The following is a 16,116-nucleotide window of genomic DNA, read 5'->3' as shown; positions in this document are numbered from 1 at the left end:
AAGGAGTGGGCGGACGTGCGGCGTATCGACGTGGCGGAGCGACGGGCCCGGATCGGCGTACGGCACCGGCTGGCGGTGGCGGCCCGCGCGGAGGATCCGGTCGAGGTGGCACGCGACATGGTCGCGCTGCACAGCACCGACCCGTCCTCCGTGTACGTCGCCACCTGGGCGCGGACGAACGGCGGTTCGGTACGGGAGGTGGAACAGGCCCTGTACGAGGACCGCTCCCTGATCCGCCTGCTGGGCATGCGCCGCACGGTCTTCGTCACCTCCCTCGACGTGGCCCCGGTCATACAGGCCGCCTGTTCGCACGCGGTGGCCGCGCGTGAACGCCGGAAGCTGCTCGGATTCCTGGCGGCGTCGCGGGTCGCGGACGACGAGGCGGGAGTACGGACGTGGCTGGCCGGGACGGAGGACATCGCCGTGCGCGCGCTCGCCGCGCGCGGCGAGTCCACGGCGGCCGAACTCGCCGGGGACGACGCCCGCCTCAGTACGGAGGTGGTGCTCTCCGCGGGCAAGAGCTACGAGGGCACCCAGAAGGTCGCGAGCAGGCTGCTGCTCCTGCTCGCCGCCGAGGGCCGGGTCGTACGCGGCCGGCCACGCGGCTCGTGGACCTCGCACCAGTACCGCTGGGCGCCGTTGACCGACTGGTTCCCCGGCGGCCTCGCGCACTGGGACACCCACCGCGCGGAGGAGGAACTGGCCCGACGCTGGCTGCGCACGTTCGGCCCGGCCACGGCGGACGATCTGCGCTGGTGGGCGGGGTGGACGAAGACGCAGGTCAAGCGAGTGCTGACGGAACTGCGGCCGGTCGAGGTCGATCTGGGCGGCGGCACGAGCGGTCTGCTCCTGCCCGACGACCTGGAGGAGACCGCGCCGCCGGAGCCGTGGGCCGCGCTGCTGCCCGCGCTCGACTCCACGCCGATGGGCTGGCACGAACGCGGCTGGTTCCTCGGCGACCACGGGCCGCGCCTCTTCGACGGCGTGGGGAACATCGGCCCCTCGCTCTGGTGGGACGGCCGGATCGTCGGCGGCTGGGCGCAGGACAGGAGCGGCGAGATCGTGTGCCGTTTCCTGGAGGACGTGGGCGCGGACGCGGAGGCGGCGGTACGAAGCGAGGCCGAGCGCCTCGCCGAACCACTCGGCACGGTCCGCCTCAGCGCGCGCACACGGGGCCGCACCTGGCTGGAGGACGAGTTGGCGGCCAACTAGCGGGTGTTCGCCGGACAGGACCTGGGCCCGGACAGGGGCGGTACGCGCCCCCGCCCGGCCTCGCCGAAGGTTACGGAAAATGGGCGGTCAGCGGTCTCCCGCGAACGCGCACGGCATCGAGCGGACCCGGTTGTCGAAGTTCGACGGCACCAGCACCGGCGCGCCCACGGCGCGCAGTTCGGGCATCCGCGTCAGCAACTCCCGGAACAGCGCCTTCATTTCCTGCTTCGCCAGGAACGTGCCCAGGCAGTAGTGCGGGCCGCCCCCGCCGTAGCCCACGTGCGGGTTGGGGCTCCGGGTGATGTCGAAGCGGTCCGGGTCGGTGAAGACCGACTCGTCCCGGTTGGCGGAGGCGTAGAAGAGCACCACCCGCTGGCCCCGCCGGAAGTCGTGCCCGTTCATCCGGTGGTCCTCGGTGAGCCTGCGCCGGAACTGGATGATCGGTGTCGAGTGACGCACGATCTCCTCGACGGCGCCGTCCGCGTACCGGTCGAAATCGCTGAGCAGCAGGGCGCGTTGGTCGGGATGGTCGGTCAGCAGGGACAGGCCGTGCGCGATCGCGTTCCGCGTGGTCTCCACACCGGCGACCATCAGCAGCGAGAAGAACGAGCCGAGCTGCCGGCCGTTGAGCGACTGTCCGTCGATATCGGCGTTCACCAGCGCGGAGATGAGATCCCCGGTCGGATTCCTGCGCCGTTGCCGACCGAGGTCCGCGACCATTCCCTGCATGGACGCCAGCGCCCGGAGGCCCTTTCCGGGTACGCGAATTCGCTGCCGTACCGTGCGTGCGACACCCGTTTCGACTGAGGCCCGATTCACCTGCGCGAGAATCGACGGACGCTCCTTCTCGGGGATACCCATCAGATTGCAGATGATTTCGAACGGCATGCGCGAGGCGACCGCCGTGACGAAATCGGCCGGACGTTCCCGGAGCATGTCGTCCACGATGCGGGTGGCAACCGAGCGGACGTCTTCCTCCGTCGCGGCGAGAATGCGCGGAGTGAAGGCCCGGGAGACGATCTTGCGCAACTGGGTGTGCTGCGGCTCGTCGAGATTGACCAGGGACTCCCCGAAGAGCGCCCGCACCCAGCGGGCCGGCTCGGGGGTCGTGACGCCCGGCGCGCTGCCGAACACCCGCGGATTACGGCTGGCCTCCACCACGTCGGCGTGCCTGACCAGTGCGGTGAAGCCCCGCTCCGGCCGCAGCCGGCTTCCGGGGCGCTCCACGAAGTACTGCGGCACCCCGAGGGCGCGCAGCCGGGCGAAACCCTCCAGCCTCTCGGAATGCGGTAGTTGCCAGAACGTGGGATCGGCGAGATTCGGCGTCATTTTTTCCATTCCTTCCGTGACTTGGAGCTTCCCACGGCCGACATGCCATCAGCATGTGTCGGATGTAGGGCAGACGGGGGTGTCGAAGGACCGCTTTCGCACTGGGGAACGAATGCTCCGCCAGTCGGGTGACGTGAAATCACTCCGGGCGCCGACGGGCCACTACTGTGCCGAAGCATGACCTCTACCAACACCGCGCGGGGAAACCAGCAATACGCCTCCCTGCTCGGCACCCTCACGGTAATTCCCTGGACCGGCGAAGCCTCCGACGGCGAGCGCAACCCGCCTTTCCTGCTGGCCTATTCACTCGGTGACGGCCGCGACGGCGCGGAGGCCGGAGGGGAGGCCATGCGTGCCGTCATCGAGGAGGTCGGGCTCCACACCGGCGCCGGGCTCGTCGATGTGGGGGAGTCGCCCAACGTCCCGATCACCCTCCTCGTACAGGCCGGGCGGGCCGTGCTGACCATGCCGTATCTCAAGGCCCAGTGCGCCGTCCCGCCGGAGTGGGAGGAGGACGCGCGCTCGACCGGCGGGGTGTACTTCATCATCGCCACCCAGCCGTGGCCCGAGGGCATTCCCGGCAAGCCGGTGAGTGAGGAGGCGCTGCGCGCCTTCGTCGGCGACGAGGCGGTCCTCACCGGCGCCGCGCACTGTCTGGTGCCGGTGAGCAGCCTGCGCGGCTGAGCGCGGCCGGCGGGGTACGGCCCCGAGGGGCGCCGGCCCCGGCCCGCGCCCCCGGCTCACCAGCCCTTCCGGCCGGCCCCGCCGTCCGCGGGGACCGTACGTCCCGCCGCGCCCCACTCCCGTACGAGAGCGCTGTAGATGGGAGTGGGGACCGGCGCGGGTGCGGGAGGAGGCGGCGAAGGGGGCGGGGAGACGTCTTCGCCGCGGAAGTCGGGTACCGCTGAGAGGCGCTGCCATTTGGGCGCTCGCACGGAGTTCATGCCGTGGAAACGCCGTACTCGACCCCGGAGTCACTGCGCCCGGCGTGTCGCGGGAAGTTAAAACGTTTATTCGAATGTGTGACCGAACCGGTGGAGCACGCCATGACGACAGTAGTGATCGGCAACGCGTCGCAGTCCGACGCGCACAGCGACGGGACCCTGCGGGACGGGCCGCGCCGCTTCGGGGCGGGGCGGGTGCTGGCGTGGTTGTTGGTGGTGACGGGTGCGGCGGGTGTGCTGGCGTCGTGGGTGATCACGATCGACAAGTTCAAGCTGCTGGAGGATCCGGGCTTCACGCCGGGGTGCAGCCTGAACCCGGTGGTCTCGTGCGGGAACATCATGACGAGCGAGCAGGCGGCGGTGTTCGGGTTCCCGAATCCGATGCTGGGGCTGGTGGCGTACGGAATCGTCGGGTGTGTGGGCGCCGGGTTGCTGGCGGGGGCGCGGTACCGGCGCTGGTTCTGGCTCGGGCTGAACGCCGGGATGCTGTTCGGCGTCGGCTTCTGCACCTGGCTCCAGTACCAGTCGCTCTACAGCATCGGCTCGCTCTGTCTGTGGTGCTCGCTGGCGTGGGTGGCGACGATCGTGATGTTCTCCTACGTCACCACGCACAACATCACGCACCGGATCCTTCCGGCGCCCGCGGGACTGCGCAGCGCGCTGGGTGAGTTCCACTGGGTGCTGCCCGTGCTGTGGATCGGCACCATCGGGATGCTCGTCCTGACCCGCTGGTGGGACTTCTGGACCAGCTGAAAGCGGCCGTCCGGTGTCCCCGCACATGAGAGCGGGGACACCGAACGGCCGCCGGTGGTGAGGGAGTTACGGGGACTGCCGACTACCGGCCGAGCGGGATCCCGCCGAGCATCGCGCCGCCCTTGCCCTTGGCCTTGCCGCCCTTGCCCTTGCCCTTGTCCCCCTTGGCACCCTTGCCTCCGTTGGCGCTCTTGCCGCCCTTGTCGCCGCTCAGACCCTTCGCCACATCGCCCACGCTGTTGACGAGGGAGCCGTCGTTCTTCGGGTCCAGCGCGTTCGTCCGCACCGGCTGGGCGTCGAGCGTCTCCTGGTTGGTCACCGTTTCGAGGGCCCCGCCCAGTCCGCCGTTCAGGCTCGTCGGGAGGTTCTGGGCGGCGAACGCCGGGGCGGCGGCACCCAGCGTCAGTACGGAACCGACGACGACCGCGGCGACCTTGATGGGCTTCATGGTGAATCCTTCTTTCAACGGTTGTTCTGTCCTGGCCTCGCCCTCAGTAACGATCTCCGGGCTTCCCGGACACGACGAACGGCCGTGCGGCCCCGTGTGACGGGACCGGCACGGCCGCTCTGGCGTACGCGGTGTTACTGGTTCTGCGGCGTCGTCGGCACGCCCGGAAGCTCCGGAGCCGGCGCGGGAAGCTCGGCGGCCGGGAGCTTGGGCAGCTCGGGCAGGCCCGGCAGGTTCGGGGCCGGCATGCCGCCGTTCATCACGAGCGCGGTGGTGAGGTTGACCAGCGAGGTCACGACGGCCTGCGACTGGGTGGCGACGGCCTTCGCGTCCTTGGTGGCGGCCGTCTTGAGAAGCGCGTCCGTCGACTTCTGTACGGAGTCGACGGCACGGGCCGTCAGGTCGGCACGGGCCGTCAGGTCGGCCGGGGCCGACATGTTGCCGTCGGCGCCCACGGCGTTCACGGGGCTCATCACGTCCGCGTTGTTGGCGTTGCCGGCGTTGTCGGCGGGCTTGGCGGGGGCGGCCGGGGCGGCGTTCTTGACGGCCTCCAGCCCCTTCTGGATGGCCGCCTGGTGCTTCTGGATGTCCGCGGCGACGAGCTGACCGTTGTCCGCGGCGAGCACGTCGGCGAGCAGGTCGGTGACCGGCGTGATGGCGCCGGACAGCGAACTCAGGGCCTCGGCCTGCTGCTTGATGGCAGCGGCGTCGGCGACCGGGGCAGGGGCCGCCTCGGCGCCGACACCGACCGGCTTCTCGTCGGCGGTGATGGCGACGGCGGTTCCGGCGGTGCCGAGAACGAGTGCGGCGCAGACGGCGGCGGCTGCGGCGCGGGAGGAAACGTGGGAACGCATGAAAAGTCCTTTCAGGACAGAGTGGGGGTTTCGTCTTCACCGTGAGTCGCGGGGCCGTGACCCGCAACTGATCCGGAGTGCCGTGCGGTGTCCGCCAATCGGCCGCCTCGACCCCTCTGACCTGCGCCGGACCTTCAGAAAACGCCACACGTCCGAGGCTCGTGTCGCAGCCGAAAGGGTGGCCGGATGTGCTCTCGTGCAGCGGAAGAGCCGCCCACCCCTGGATGGGGAGAGCGGCTCTGGCCGTGGGTGACGGCAGTCGGGGCTGCGGTCAGATTCAGGCGTTGACGCAGGTGTTGCCGAAGGCCGGGTTGAGCAGGCCGATGACGTTGATGGTGTTGCCGCAGACGTTCACGGGGATGTGCACGGGGACCTGGACGACGTTGCCGGAGATGACACCCGGGGAACCGACAGCCGCGCCCTGGGCGCCGCTGTCGGCGATGGCGGCACCGGAGGCGCCGACGACGGCGGCGGCGGCCGCGGAGGACAGAACAACAGCCTTGGCGATACGCGACATGGGGATGAGCTCCTCGGTCTTAAGGGGAATGGCGCTACGGGCGCAGTTGCCCGACTTACCGATCAACGCGGGGCGTGCTGATCGGTTGCGGCCCGAATGAGTGAAGAAGGGTGCCGGGTCCGGCGGCGGTGCCGCCGGACCCGGTGCGTCGGCCGTGGGCCGACGGAGCTCGGGCTCCGTCGAAGGTCAGGCGTTGACGCAGGTGTTGCCGAAGGCCGGGTTGAGCAGGCCGATGACGTTGATGGTGTTGCCGCAGAGGTTGACCGGCACGTGGACCGGGATCTGGACCAGATTGCCGGAGAGGACGCCCGGCGAGTTGGCCGCGACTCCCTCCGCGGAGGCGCCGCTGTGGCCGGTGGCGGAAGCCATTCCGGCTCCGGCGAGGAGGAAGGCGGCGCTCGACGTTGCCATGACGACGGACTTAGCGACTCGCTTCATCACCATATCCTTTCGATTTACCAATGGTGCGACAGGCTCAACGACCGTCGGCCGTTCGGGAAACGCGGGATAGCCCGAAGAGTGCTAAAGGGCGCGCGAGAAGGTTTGCGGGCGGACCGAATCCGGGAAAGCGACTGTGCCTTGACACGGTCCGGGCGGTTGACGTGATTTTCAGTCCGCGTCTGTAAGGGTGCACTGTCGATTCATACTTGGGGTCGGAGAGTCTCAATGCGTGATCTGGTACTTCATGGTGTAAGGCGGGGTCTGTTGTTCGCCGTCACGGCGACGGCTGTCGTGGCCGTCACCGCAATGGCCCCGGCCTCCGTCTCGACGGCGTCGACCGCGCCGGATTCCGGTGTCCGGGCGGCGAAAGAGGCCACTCGAATTCCGTTCGCCGAGCGCTACCGCGCCGTTCAGCACGGCGGGATCGTCCGGGCGGCCAACTCGGCCATCACCTGCCGGACCACGGGTGAGCTCACGGTCGTCACCGCGGCCGACGCCTCCGCATGCGTAGCCGCGCGGGACGGCGCCACGGCCTCCAACGACCAGTTCGACATGTTCTACACGGACCTCGACGAGGACCCGAACACCTACAACTCGACCCGGAGCGAACTGCGCGTACCGGCCGGCGCCACGGTCAGCTACGCCCGTCTCTACTGGGGCGGGAATCTCCGCGTCGGTGAGCAGAAGCCGCCCGAGGACAACGGCCGTGTACTGATGGCCGAACCCGGCGGCTCGTACAGGGAAGTCCTGTCCGACACCCTGATCGGCCACCGTACGGCCGGTGGCGCCGATGCCTACCAGGCGTCGGCGGACATCACGCCGCTGGTGCGCTCCGCCGGTTCGGGTCTGTACACGGTGGCGCAGATCAATGTCGCCATGGGCCGGACGGCTGTGGGCGCTTGGGGCGGCTGGACGATGGTCGTCGCGTACGAGAGGGCCGAGGACCCGCTGCGTCATCTGGCGATCTGGGACGGCTTCGAGGCGCTCGACGCCAAGAACCAGGAGTTGCGCGTCGGGCTCGGGAAGTTGCGTACGCCGGCCGGTGGCACGGGCGCCATGGGCGTCGTCTCGTACGACGGGGACCCCGGGACCGCCGGGGATTCGCTGACGGTCGGGACGGGGCGCGGGAAAGCGCGTTCGGTCGGCGACACCGCCAACTCGACCGACAACGTGATGAATTCCAGCATTACCGATGTGGGTGTCAATCAGATTAAACGACAACCCGCTTACAAGAACAGTCTCGGATATGACTCCGATCTCTTCGACCTGCGTGAAGCACTCGTCCCGGGAGGCGACACTATGAACGTCAGTTTCCGGACCGGGCGCGACTCGATCTGGCTCGGCGCGCTCTACGTAGCGGTGGACGCGCGGCGCTGAGCCGGTTCATTCGTCTGCGCGTCAGCAGCGCTTACGCGTTTTCCTGATTGTCCGATCCACGACACCAGAGACCACGAGTGGAGTGACTTACGCGTGCCGCCACCAAGTAACTGTCCGAGTTCCGGCTTCACCGTGCTCCATCTCGTCCAGCCGGTCGACGGGGGAGTGGGCCGGGTCGTCGCCGATCTCGTCCGCGCGCAAGTCACCGCCGGAATGCGGGTGGTCGTCGCCTGCCCCGACCGTGGCCCGCTCACGGCGGACGTCGCCGCGCTCGGCGCCGAGACGGAGGTCTGGCGCGCGACCCGCGACCCCGGCTTCGGACTGCCCGCCGAGATCCGCCGGGTCACCGAACTGGTCGGACGGATCCGCCCCGACGTGGTGCACGCGCACAGCGCGAAGGCCGGATTCGCCGGACGCCTGGCCGTACGGGGCCGGATCCCGACCGTGTTCCAGCCGCACGCCTGGTCGTTCGAGGCGGTCAGCGGTACGACGGCGGCCCTCGCCCGCGGCTGGGAGCGGCTGGCCGCCCGCTGGACCGCGCGCGTCGTCTGCGTCAGCGAGGCCGAGCGCGGCCGGGGCGAACGCGCCGGAGTACGAGCCCCCTGGTCCGTCGTCCACAACGGAGTCGACGCCGACCGCTTCCGCCCGGCGGACCCCGCCGACGCTCTCTCCTCGACCTCCGCCGGCCGTGCCGCGCTCCCCATGCTCGCCGGACTCCCTCCGGATACGCCCCTCGTCGTGTGCGTGGGCCGGCTCTGCAGACAGAAGGGGCAGGACATCCTGCTCCGAGCCTGGCCACTGGTTCTCCGGGACCTGCCCGAGGCCCGTCTCGTACTCGTCGGCGACGGCCCCGACGCCGAGCGGCTGCGCGAGGACGCCCCGCCCTCGGTGCTCTTCGCCGGAGGCGTGGCGGACACCGCGCCCTGGTACCGGGCCGCCGACCTCGTCGTCCTGCCGTCCCGCTGGGAGGGCATGGCGGTGGCGCCGCTCGAAGCGATGGCCAGCGGGCGGACCGTACTGCTCAGCGACGTGGACGGGGCACGCGAAAGCCTGCCGCCGCGCCAGCGGGCACACTGCCTGACCGCGCCCGAGGACCACACAGCCACGGCGAAGGCGATCACCACGCTCCTGCGCGACCGGTCGCTGCGCGACACCTTCGGCCGCGAAGGCCACGAGCACGTACGCGGGACCTATGACGTGCGGCGGACCACAAGGGCCATCGCCGATGTGTACCGCGACGTGGCCGCCGTGCCGCGCTCCGAGCGCAGGGAGCCGATTCCCCAGTGAACACGGAAAGCACCAGCGTCCCCGCACCCTCCGGACGCGGATCGACAGCGCGCGGGCCGGCCGGCCCCGGGCCCACGACCGTCACGGCGGACGGCCCCTCACCATTCGGGTACCCCTCGGTCGCGTCCCCGCAGGACGCGACCGACCGCCTCGCGCTGCCGCCCCGCCGCCGTACGGCCGCCCCCCTGCGCTTCGGGCTGCCGCTCCTCGCCTCCGACTGGGCGTCCGCCCTGGTCGGCACGGTATTACTCGACTCCGGACAGCGACACGCGGTGCTGATCGCGCAACTCCTCGTCTGCGTCGCCGTTCTCAACGCGTACGCCGGTCTCTACCGCCCGTCGGGCCCACGAACCGCCCTGGACGAATTCCCCGCACTGGCCGCGCGCACCCTCGTCGCCTGGTGCGCCTCCGCCGCGCTGCTCGCCGCGCTCCACCCCTCGCACGCGCTGAGCGTCACCGCCCTGCTGGCCGGGAGCGCGACGCAACTGCTCCTCGCCTGCTGCGGCCGGGCCGTCGTCCACGGATACCGGCGGCGTACGGCGCGCAAGCGGCTGACGTCCGCGCTGATCGTGGGCACCGGGCCGGCGGGCAGGCGGTTCGCGGCACTGTTCGCCCGGCATCCCGAGTACGGCCTGCGGCCCGTCGGCATCGTCGCCCCCGTGGAGGGGGACGCGCCCGGCGAACCGGACGCCGACCCACAAGGCGAGAGCGTCGGCGAGGACCACCCCGCCGACGCCGACACCCCCGCCCCCGGGCTCCCCGTACTGACCACCGTCGAGGAGATCCACCGCGCCGTCATCCAGAACGGTGTCCGGCAGGCCGTGTTCGTCGACGGCCCGGCCGGCGCCGACGGTGAAGAGGACCGGGCCGCGCTCGTCTCCCTCTTCCACGAATACGGCTGCGCCACCTGGTTCATCGGCGCCGGCCCCTGGGACACGGTCGTCAGATCCGGCGCCGGCGCTCGCCGCGCCATGTCGCAGCACGTGTGGGGCTACGCCTGCCACCGCGTCAACCCGCCCACCGCACCCCGCGGCACCCTCGCCAAGCGCCTGCTCGACATCGCGGTGGCGGCAGTCGCGCTGGTCGCCATCTCACCGGTGCTGCTGGCCTGCGCGCTCGCCGTACGGTTCCTCGACGGGCCCGGTGTGCTGTTCCGTCAGGAACGCGTCGGACAGAACGGCCGCCCGTTCACCGTGCTGAAGTTCCGCACCCTGCGCCCGGCCGACGACACCGAGGCCGCCACCCGCTGGTCCGTCGCCAACGACCGGCGGATGAGCACGGTAGGCCACATCCTGCGCCGTACGTCGCTGGACGAACTCCCGCAGATCTGGAACGTCCTGCGCGGCGACATGAGCCTCGTCGGACCCCGACCCGAACGCCCCTTCTTCGTCGCCAACTTCAGCAAGACCCACCCCGGCTACGCGGCACGCCACCGGATGCCCGTCGGTATCACCGGTCTCGCGCAGGTCAACGGGCTGCGCGGGGACACCTCGATCGAGGACCGCTCCCGATTCGACAACCACTACATCGACCACTGGTCGTTGTGGCAGGACGTGTGCATCATCATCCGAACCGCCCTCTCGCTCGTCCGCCCGGCGGGGAGCTGACGTGGCCCACGCCCGAGGCGCGCCGCTCCTGGCCCCCCGTACCGAATCGAATCCCCTCCGCCCTCCCTCCTTCTCCTCCGCCTCCGAACGCGACGGGCGCAACTGGCGTAACTGGCGCGACACGCTGCGCCGGGTCGCCCCTCTGCTGCCGGCCCTCGCCGTCGTGGCGCTCCTCGCCGTCCCCGTGGCGGGCACCGCCTCTGACGGATCGGCCGGTTCCGGGACGGTGGCCGACGCCGCGTCCGCGCTGCTGGTCCTCTTCTGCCTGGTACGCGTCGTGCGCGAGCGCGCCCGGCCGCTGACCCGAACGGCCGCGCTGGTACTGGGACTTCCCGTATTCGGCGTCTGCGTCGCCGCGATCACGTCCTACGACCCCGTTTCCAGCCTGCCGGGCGTGGTGCGCTACCTCCAGATCTTCGTGCTGGTGCCCGGCGCCCTGCTCCTGTTGATCAGGGACCGCCGGGACTTCCGGCTCGTCGCCTGGGCGATGGTGGCCCTCGCGCTGGTGCAGGGGCTCATCGGCGTCGTCCAGTACCTGACCGGCACCGGTGCCTCGTACATGGGCGAGGACATCCGCGCCGTCGGCACGTTCGGTCCCACCGACGTCATGGGCATGGCCACCGTCGTGTCGTACGGCCTGGTCGCCGCGGTCGGACTGGCCCTGGGCGCGGGAGCGGAGAGCGGTCCGGGGGGCGCGCGTGAGGTGCCGCGCGGACAGCGCGCCGCCGCGCTCGGCTGCGCCGCACTGCTCTTGCTGCCGCTCGTGGTCTCCTTCAGCCGGGGCGCGTGGATCGCGACTGTCGTGGCCGTCACGCTGCAACTCGTGCTCTCCGGGCCGCGCCGCGCCGCCCGGGTCGCGCTCGTGACGGCGGCCCTCGGTGTCGTACTCGTCGGCGGACTCGGCATCGGCTCGCAGATGATCTCCGAACGGCTCGGCAGCATCACCGAAGTCACCGAGGCACCCGACCGGTCGGTCACCGACCGGTACACGATGTGGGCGGCGGCGGGCGGGATGTGGCGCACCGACCCGGTCACCGGCGTCGGGCTGAAGGCCTTCCCCGCCTACCGCGACAGCCACTCCTCGATCGCGCTGTCGTCGGGCAGCGACACGGCGGGCGCGGGGAAGGCCTTCCAGCGCCAGCCGCTGCTCTCCCCGCACAACATGTATCTGCTGGTCCTCAGTGAGCAGGGAGTCGTCGGCCTGCTGGCCCTCGCCGGGAGCTGGGCGGCGCTGCTCGTCCTGGCCCTGCGGCGACTGCCCCGCGCACGCCGTGGAGGCAGGGGCGCCGACTGCGCGCTCGTCGCCGTCGGGCTGCTGATCTGGCAACTGGTGGACTTCGGTTACGCGGACATCGGCGGACCCTCCACGGTGCTCACCGCCGTCGTGCTCGGTCTGGCGGCCTGGTGGGCGCTCGACCGGCGGGCCGACCGGGGACCGGGTGCCGCGTGACCGATCTGACGGACGCGACACAGTCCCCGACGGCGAAGACCGCGGAGCCCGCGAACAGCACGGAGCCCGCGAACAGCGAGAACAGCGCGAAGACCACGGAGCCTGCGGGGCCCGCCGTCCCCGGCCGGCGGCCGCCGCCCCCATCTCCGACCACGCCCGCGCACACCACGACCTCGCCTGCCGAGAAGGCCGACCAGGAGACCGCCGGTCAGGAGAAGGCCGAAGCGGGCAGCCGCGGCGGCCACCTCTCCAACCGCTTCCTCGCCCGCGCCGCCCTGCTCACCGCCATCCTCACCGCCGCCGGCGCGCTGCTCGGTCTCGTACGCGACCAGACCATCGCCCACCTCTACGGCGCGGGCCCCGACACCGACGCGTTCCTCGTCGCCTGGACCGTTCCCGAAGTCGCCTCGACGCTGCTCATCGAGGACGCGATGGCGCTCATCCTGGTGCCCGCCTTCAGCCTCGCGCTCGCGCGCCGGGCCACGGACCGGCCGCTCCTCGACCGCGACCCCGTGCACGCCCTGCTGCGTACGACCCTGCCGGGTCTGCTGCTCGCTCTCAGCGCGGGCGCCGTCCTGCTGATGCTCGCGGCCCCGTGGGTCGTCGCCGTACTGGCACCCGGCCTGCCGGACACCCAACTGGCCGTCGACTGCACCCGGTTGACGGCGACCTGCGCCTTCAGTTTCGGTATCGCCGGATACTGCAGCGCCGCGTTGCGGGCGCACGGCAGTTTCGTACCGCCCGCGATGATCTACGTCGCCTACAACATCGGCATCATCGTCACGATGCTGGTCCTCAGCGACCGGCTCGGTGTGCGGGCGGCCGCGGCCGGGGTCGCCGTCGGCGGGGTCCTCATGGTCCTCGTCCAGGCCCCGGTCGTCTGGCGGCGACTGCGCGAGCGCCGCGCGACGGCGGAGCAGACGCGGGAGCACGCACCGGAGAAGCCGAGCGTGGCGGCCGGGAAGCAACCGGCCGACGGACAGCCGGCCGACGGACAAGCGGCCGGCGAAAAGACGGCGGACGAGCGACCGGCCGGGGAACAGCCCGGCGGCGCCGCCCGGCCGCTCGTCGCCCTCGGACTGCTGGCCCCCGTCATCGTCTTCGCCCTCACCCGCCAGTCCCAGGTCCTCATCGAACGCTTCCTCGCCGCCCCCCTGCCCGCCGGCGCCATCTCGCATCTCAACTACGCGCAGAAGGTCGCGCAGATGCCGATGGTCCTGTCCCTGATGCTCTGCACGGTCACCTTCCCGGTGGTCGCCCGCGCCATGGCGGCCGGGGAGACCGACCGGGCCAGGCGCCGCGTCGAGCGAGACCTCGCACTCGCCGGCGTCATCGTGCTGGTGGGCGCCGCGACCGTCGTCGCATGCGCGCCGCAGATCATCGAAATCCTCTTCCAGCGCGGCGCTTTCGACCGTGCGGACACGGCGGCCACCGCCACCGTGATGCGTGTGTACGCACTGGGGCTGCTCGGCCACACCCTCGTCGGGGCCCTCGTCCGCTGCTACTTCTCCGCCGCGCGTCCCCTGTGGTTCCCGGCTCTCGCCATGTTCCTCGGCCTCGTCCTCACCACCGTCGGCGGCGCACTGCTCGTCGGCGTCTGGGGCGTCCTCGGGATCGCGGCGGGCAACGCGCTGGGCATCACCGTCACCGCCGTACTGCTGCTGCACGGCGTCGCCAGGCACAGCGTTCCGGTGCGAGTCCGCCACATGACCGGAGGGCTCGTCAAACTCAGCGCCGCCGCGGCTTCCGCGACCGGCGCCGGATGGCTCTGCGGCGCCCTCATCCCCGCACCCGTGCCGGCCGCGGCCGTCGCCTGCGTGGTGGTCGCCGCCGTGTTCCTCGTCATCGCCCGCGCCGTCCAGGCACCCGAGATCGACTCCGTCATCCGCTCCGTCACACGAAAGTTCATCGATGTCCGCTGACACGGTGCCCGCAGGCCCCTTGTGGGCAGCCATGTACCACTCGATCACCGACCCCACCGACGACCCCTACCAAGTAACCGTCTCGCCCGACCGGCTCGACCGGCAACTGCGCTGGCTGCGCCGCCGCGGGCTCACCGGCGTGAGCATGGAGCGCCTGCTCCTGGCCCGAGCGCGGGGCGGCCACGCCGGACTCATCGGCCTCACGTTCGACGACGGCTACGCCGACTTCTTGACGAACGCCGTGCCGCTGCTGCACCGGTACCGGTTCACCGCCACCGTCTACGCGCTCCCCGGCCGCCTCGGCGGCACCAACGAATGGGACCGCCTCGGCCCGCGCAAGCCCCTCCTTACGGAGGACGGCATCCGCGAGGCAGCGGCGGCGGGCATGGAGATCGGCTCGCACGGACTGCGCCACACCGATCTCACCAAGGCCGACGACGCGCTGCTCGCCGACGAGACGCGCGGCAGCCGGGAGGCGCTGAACGCGATCACGGGCGCCGAGGTGACCGGGTTCTGCTATCCGTACGGCACGGTCGACGAGCGCGCCATGGCCGCCGTACGGAACGCCGGTTACCGGTACGCCGTCGGCATCGACCCCGGCCCGCTCACCGGCCTGTTCGCCCTGCCGCGCCTCCACATCGGCCAGGAGGACACCGGGCCCCGGCTGTTCCTGAAGCGCGCACTGCACGGCCGCCGACGCGAGCCGGTGCCGTACGGCCCGTATCCGGCCGCCGCCACGGGCGCCGAGCGGCCGGGGACCGCGACCGTACCCGAGGGCGGCGGCGCATGAAGGTACTGCACGTCATCACCGGCCTCGGCATCGGTGGTGCCGAACAACAACTGCGCCTCCTGCTCAGCCGGTTGCCCACGGACAGCGCCGTCGTCACGCTCACCAACCCGGGCGCCGTCGCGCGCGGCATCGTCGCCGACGGCTTCCCCGTCACGGACCTCGACATAAGAGGCAACCGCGACATCGGCGCGCTGCCCCGGCTGACGGGACTGATCAAGGACGGCCGGTACGACCTCGTCCACACCCACCTCTACCGCGCCTGTGTGTACGGACGCCTCGCCGCCCGCCTCGCGGGCGTACGGACCGTCGTCGCCACCGAGCACTCGCTGGGCGCCACCCAGATCGAGGGCCGCTCGCTGACCGCCGGGGCCCGCGCCCTCTACCTCGGCAGCGAACGCCTCGGCACGGAGACCGTCGCCGTCTCGACGACCGTGGCGAACCGGCTGCGCCGCTGGGGCGTACGCCGCGACCGTATCCATGTCGTGCCCAACGGCATCGACGTGCCGCGCTTCTCCTACGACGAGACGGCCCGGCACAAGGCGCGGGCCGAACTCGGTCTGCCCGCCGACGCGTTCGTGGTCGGCGGCATCGGTCGGCTCAGCGAGGGCAAGCGCTTCGACACCCTCGTCAGAGCCGTCGCCGCCCTGCCCGGAGCCCGCCTCCTGCTCGTCGGCGAAGGCCCCGAGCGTGACCGACTGCTCGATTTGGCAGCGGAGTTGGGCGCCGCCGACCGCGTCCTGCTCCACGGCGCGTGCGAGGACCCGCCGCCGAAACCCGCCGACGGCACGGGACCCGACCTGCCGTCACTGCTCGCCGCCATGGACCTCTTCGTCTCCACCTCCGCGGACGAGGCCTTCGGGCTCGCCGTGATCGAGGGCCTGGCCGCCGGGCTGCCCGTCCTGTACGTCACCTGCCCCGCCCTGACGGACCTGCCCGCCGACGCGGCGCCCGCCGCGCGCCGGATCACCGGATCGGTGGACGGTCTCGTCGCCGAACTGGGCGCGGCGCAGGGGCGGTTCGCGGCCGGAGACGGCCCGCCCCGGCTGCCGGTACCACCCGCCGCCCGCCACTACGACATCTCCCGCAGCGCCGAACAGCTGATGTCCGTCTACGACCGCGCCCTGCGCCGGACCGGCTCGTCCGAGCCCACCGTCCGGCGCCCGGCCACCCCCGAGGAGTGAGTTA

Annotated in this window: 15 protein-coding genes; 10 read left to right on the top strand and 5 right to left on the bottom strand. The window is 71.5% G+C overall.

The genetic code is table 11. The features are described 5' to 3' along the window. The first annotated feature begins 24 nt into the window (after window positions 1-24). Window positions 25-1,212: a winged helix DNA-binding domain-containing protein gene (locus ACFWHU_RS23285; RefSeq protein WP_385793893.1), complete on the top strand. Its 1,188-nt coding sequence runs from the start codon at window positions 25-27 to the stop codon at window positions 1,210-1,212. 87 nt (window positions 1,213-1,299) lie between these two features. On the opposite strand, the gene ACFWHU_RS23280 is transcribed toward ACFWHU_RS23285, so the two are convergent. After that, complete coding sequence (locus ACFWHU_RS23280) at window positions 1,300-2,541, bottom strand: cytochrome P450 (RefSeq protein ID WP_387226838.1); 1,242 nt, start codon at window positions 2,539-2,541, stop codon at window positions 1,300-1,302. 177 nt (window positions 2,542-2,718) lie between these two features. Between ACFWHU_RS23280 and ACFWHU_RS23275 the strand changes: the two genes are divergently transcribed. Together ACFWHU_RS23275 and ACFWHU_RS23270 are read left to right on the top strand one after the other, a co-directional pair. Continuing rightward, window positions 2,719-3,225 carry a DUF5949 family protein gene (locus tag ACFWHU_RS23275; RefSeq protein WP_385793627.1) on the top strand — a complete coding sequence of 169 codons (507 nt, stop codon included), beginning with the start codon at window positions 2,719-2,721 and terminating at the stop codon, window positions 3,223-3,225. Window positions 3,226-3,587: 362 nt separating this feature from the next. Continuing rightward, a complete protein-coding gene (locus tag ACFWHU_RS23270) occupies window positions 3,588-4,238 on the top strand; it encodes a vitamin K epoxide reductase family protein (RefSeq protein ID WP_387226835.1) in 651 nt (216 codons plus the stop codon). Window positions 4,239-4,320: 82 nt separating this feature from the next. Here the strand turns inward: ACFWHU_RS23270 and ACFWHU_RS23265 are convergent, their stop codons facing one another. The 4 genes from ACFWHU_RS23265 to ACFWHU_RS23250 all read right to left on the bottom strand — a co-directional run bounded on the left by ACFWHU_RS23265 (window position 4,321) and on the right by ACFWHU_RS23250 (window position 6,495). Further along, entirely contained in the window at window positions 4,321-4,686 is a 366-nt protein-coding gene (locus ACFWHU_RS23265; protein WP_387226832.1) for a hypothetical protein, read from the bottom strand. A 134-nt stretch (window positions 4,687-4,820) separates the two neighbouring features. Next, window positions 4,821-5,540, bottom strand: coding sequence for a hypothetical protein (locus ACFWHU_RS23260; protein ID WP_387226830.1), 720 nt, complete (start codon window positions 5,538-5,540; stop codon window positions 4,821-4,823). 277 nt (window positions 5,541-5,817) lie between these two features. Continuing rightward, window positions 5,818-6,057, bottom strand: coding sequence for a chaplin (locus tag ACFWHU_RS23255; protein ID WP_364463945.1), 240 nt, complete (start codon window positions 6,055-6,057; stop codon window positions 5,818-5,820). Window positions 6,058-6,243: 186 nt separating this feature from the next. Beyond that, on the bottom strand, window positions 6,244-6,495 hold the full coding sequence (locus ACFWHU_RS23250) for a chaplin (RefSeq protein ID WP_385793618.1): 252 nt from the start codon (window positions 6,493-6,495) through the stop codon (window positions 6,244-6,246). A 228-nt stretch (window positions 6,496-6,723) separates the two neighbouring features. Here ACFWHU_RS23250 and ACFWHU_RS23245 point away from each other — a divergent pair, with 228 nt between their 5' ends. The 7 genes from ACFWHU_RS23245 to ACFWHU_RS23215 all read left to right on the top strand — a co-directional run bounded on the left by ACFWHU_RS23245 (window position 6,724) and on the right by ACFWHU_RS23215 (window position 16,112). Continuing rightward, the gene (locus ACFWHU_RS23245; protein WP_385793615.1) at window positions 6,724-7,875 is read left to right on the top strand and encodes a DUF3344 domain-containing protein; all 1,152 of its coding nucleotides are present in this window, start codon (window positions 6,724-6,726) and stop codon (window positions 7,873-7,875) included. A 93-nt stretch (window positions 7,876-7,968) separates the two neighbouring features. Next, the gene (locus ACFWHU_RS23240) at window positions 7,969-9,162 is read left to right on the top strand and encodes a glycosyltransferase (protein ID WP_385793613.1); all 1,194 of its coding nucleotides are present in this window, start codon (window positions 7,969-7,971) and stop codon (window positions 9,160-9,162) included. Next, on the top strand, window positions 9,159-10,769 hold the full coding sequence (locus tag ACFWHU_RS23235) for a sugar transferase (RefSeq protein ID WP_387226827.1): 1,611 nt from the start codon (window positions 9,159-9,161) through the stop codon (window positions 10,767-10,769). The genes ACFWHU_RS23240 and ACFWHU_RS23235 overlap by 4 nt, the downstream gene beginning before the upstream one ends. Before the next feature lies 1 nt (window position 10,770). Further along, window positions 10,771-12,219, top strand: coding sequence for an O-antigen ligase family protein (locus ACFWHU_RS23230; protein WP_387226825.1), 1,449 nt, complete (start codon window positions 10,771-10,773; stop codon window positions 12,217-12,219). Beyond that, a complete protein-coding gene (murJ, locus tag ACFWHU_RS23225; RefSeq protein ID WP_387226823.1) occupies window positions 12,216-14,141 on the top strand; it encodes a murein biosynthesis integral membrane protein MurJ in 1,926 nt (641 codons plus the stop codon). Before ACFWHU_RS23230 ends, murJ begins: the two co-directional genes overlap by 4 nt. Next, the gene (locus ACFWHU_RS23220; protein WP_387226821.1) at window positions 14,131-14,931 is read left to right on the top strand and encodes a polysaccharide deacetylase family protein; all 801 of its coding nucleotides are present in this window, start codon (window positions 14,131-14,133) and stop codon (window positions 14,929-14,931) included. The genes murJ and ACFWHU_RS23220 overlap by 11 nt, the downstream gene beginning before the upstream one ends. Then, window positions 14,928-16,112, top strand: coding sequence for a glycosyltransferase (locus tag ACFWHU_RS23215; RefSeq protein ID WP_387226819.1), 1,185 nt, complete (start codon window positions 14,928-14,930; stop codon window positions 16,110-16,112). The genes ACFWHU_RS23220 and ACFWHU_RS23215 overlap by 4 nt, the downstream gene beginning before the upstream one ends. The last annotated feature ends 4 nt before the right edge of the window (window positions 16,113-16,116 follow it).

This window comes from Streptomyces sp. NPDC060366, from assembly GCF_042725135.1.
Lineage (GTDB): Bacteria > Actinomycetota > Actinomycetes > Streptomycetales > Streptomycetaceae > Streptomyces.
The sequence above is the reverse complement of the archived record's forward strand: the minus strand, read 5'-3'. Positions and strand labels throughout refer to the sequence as shown.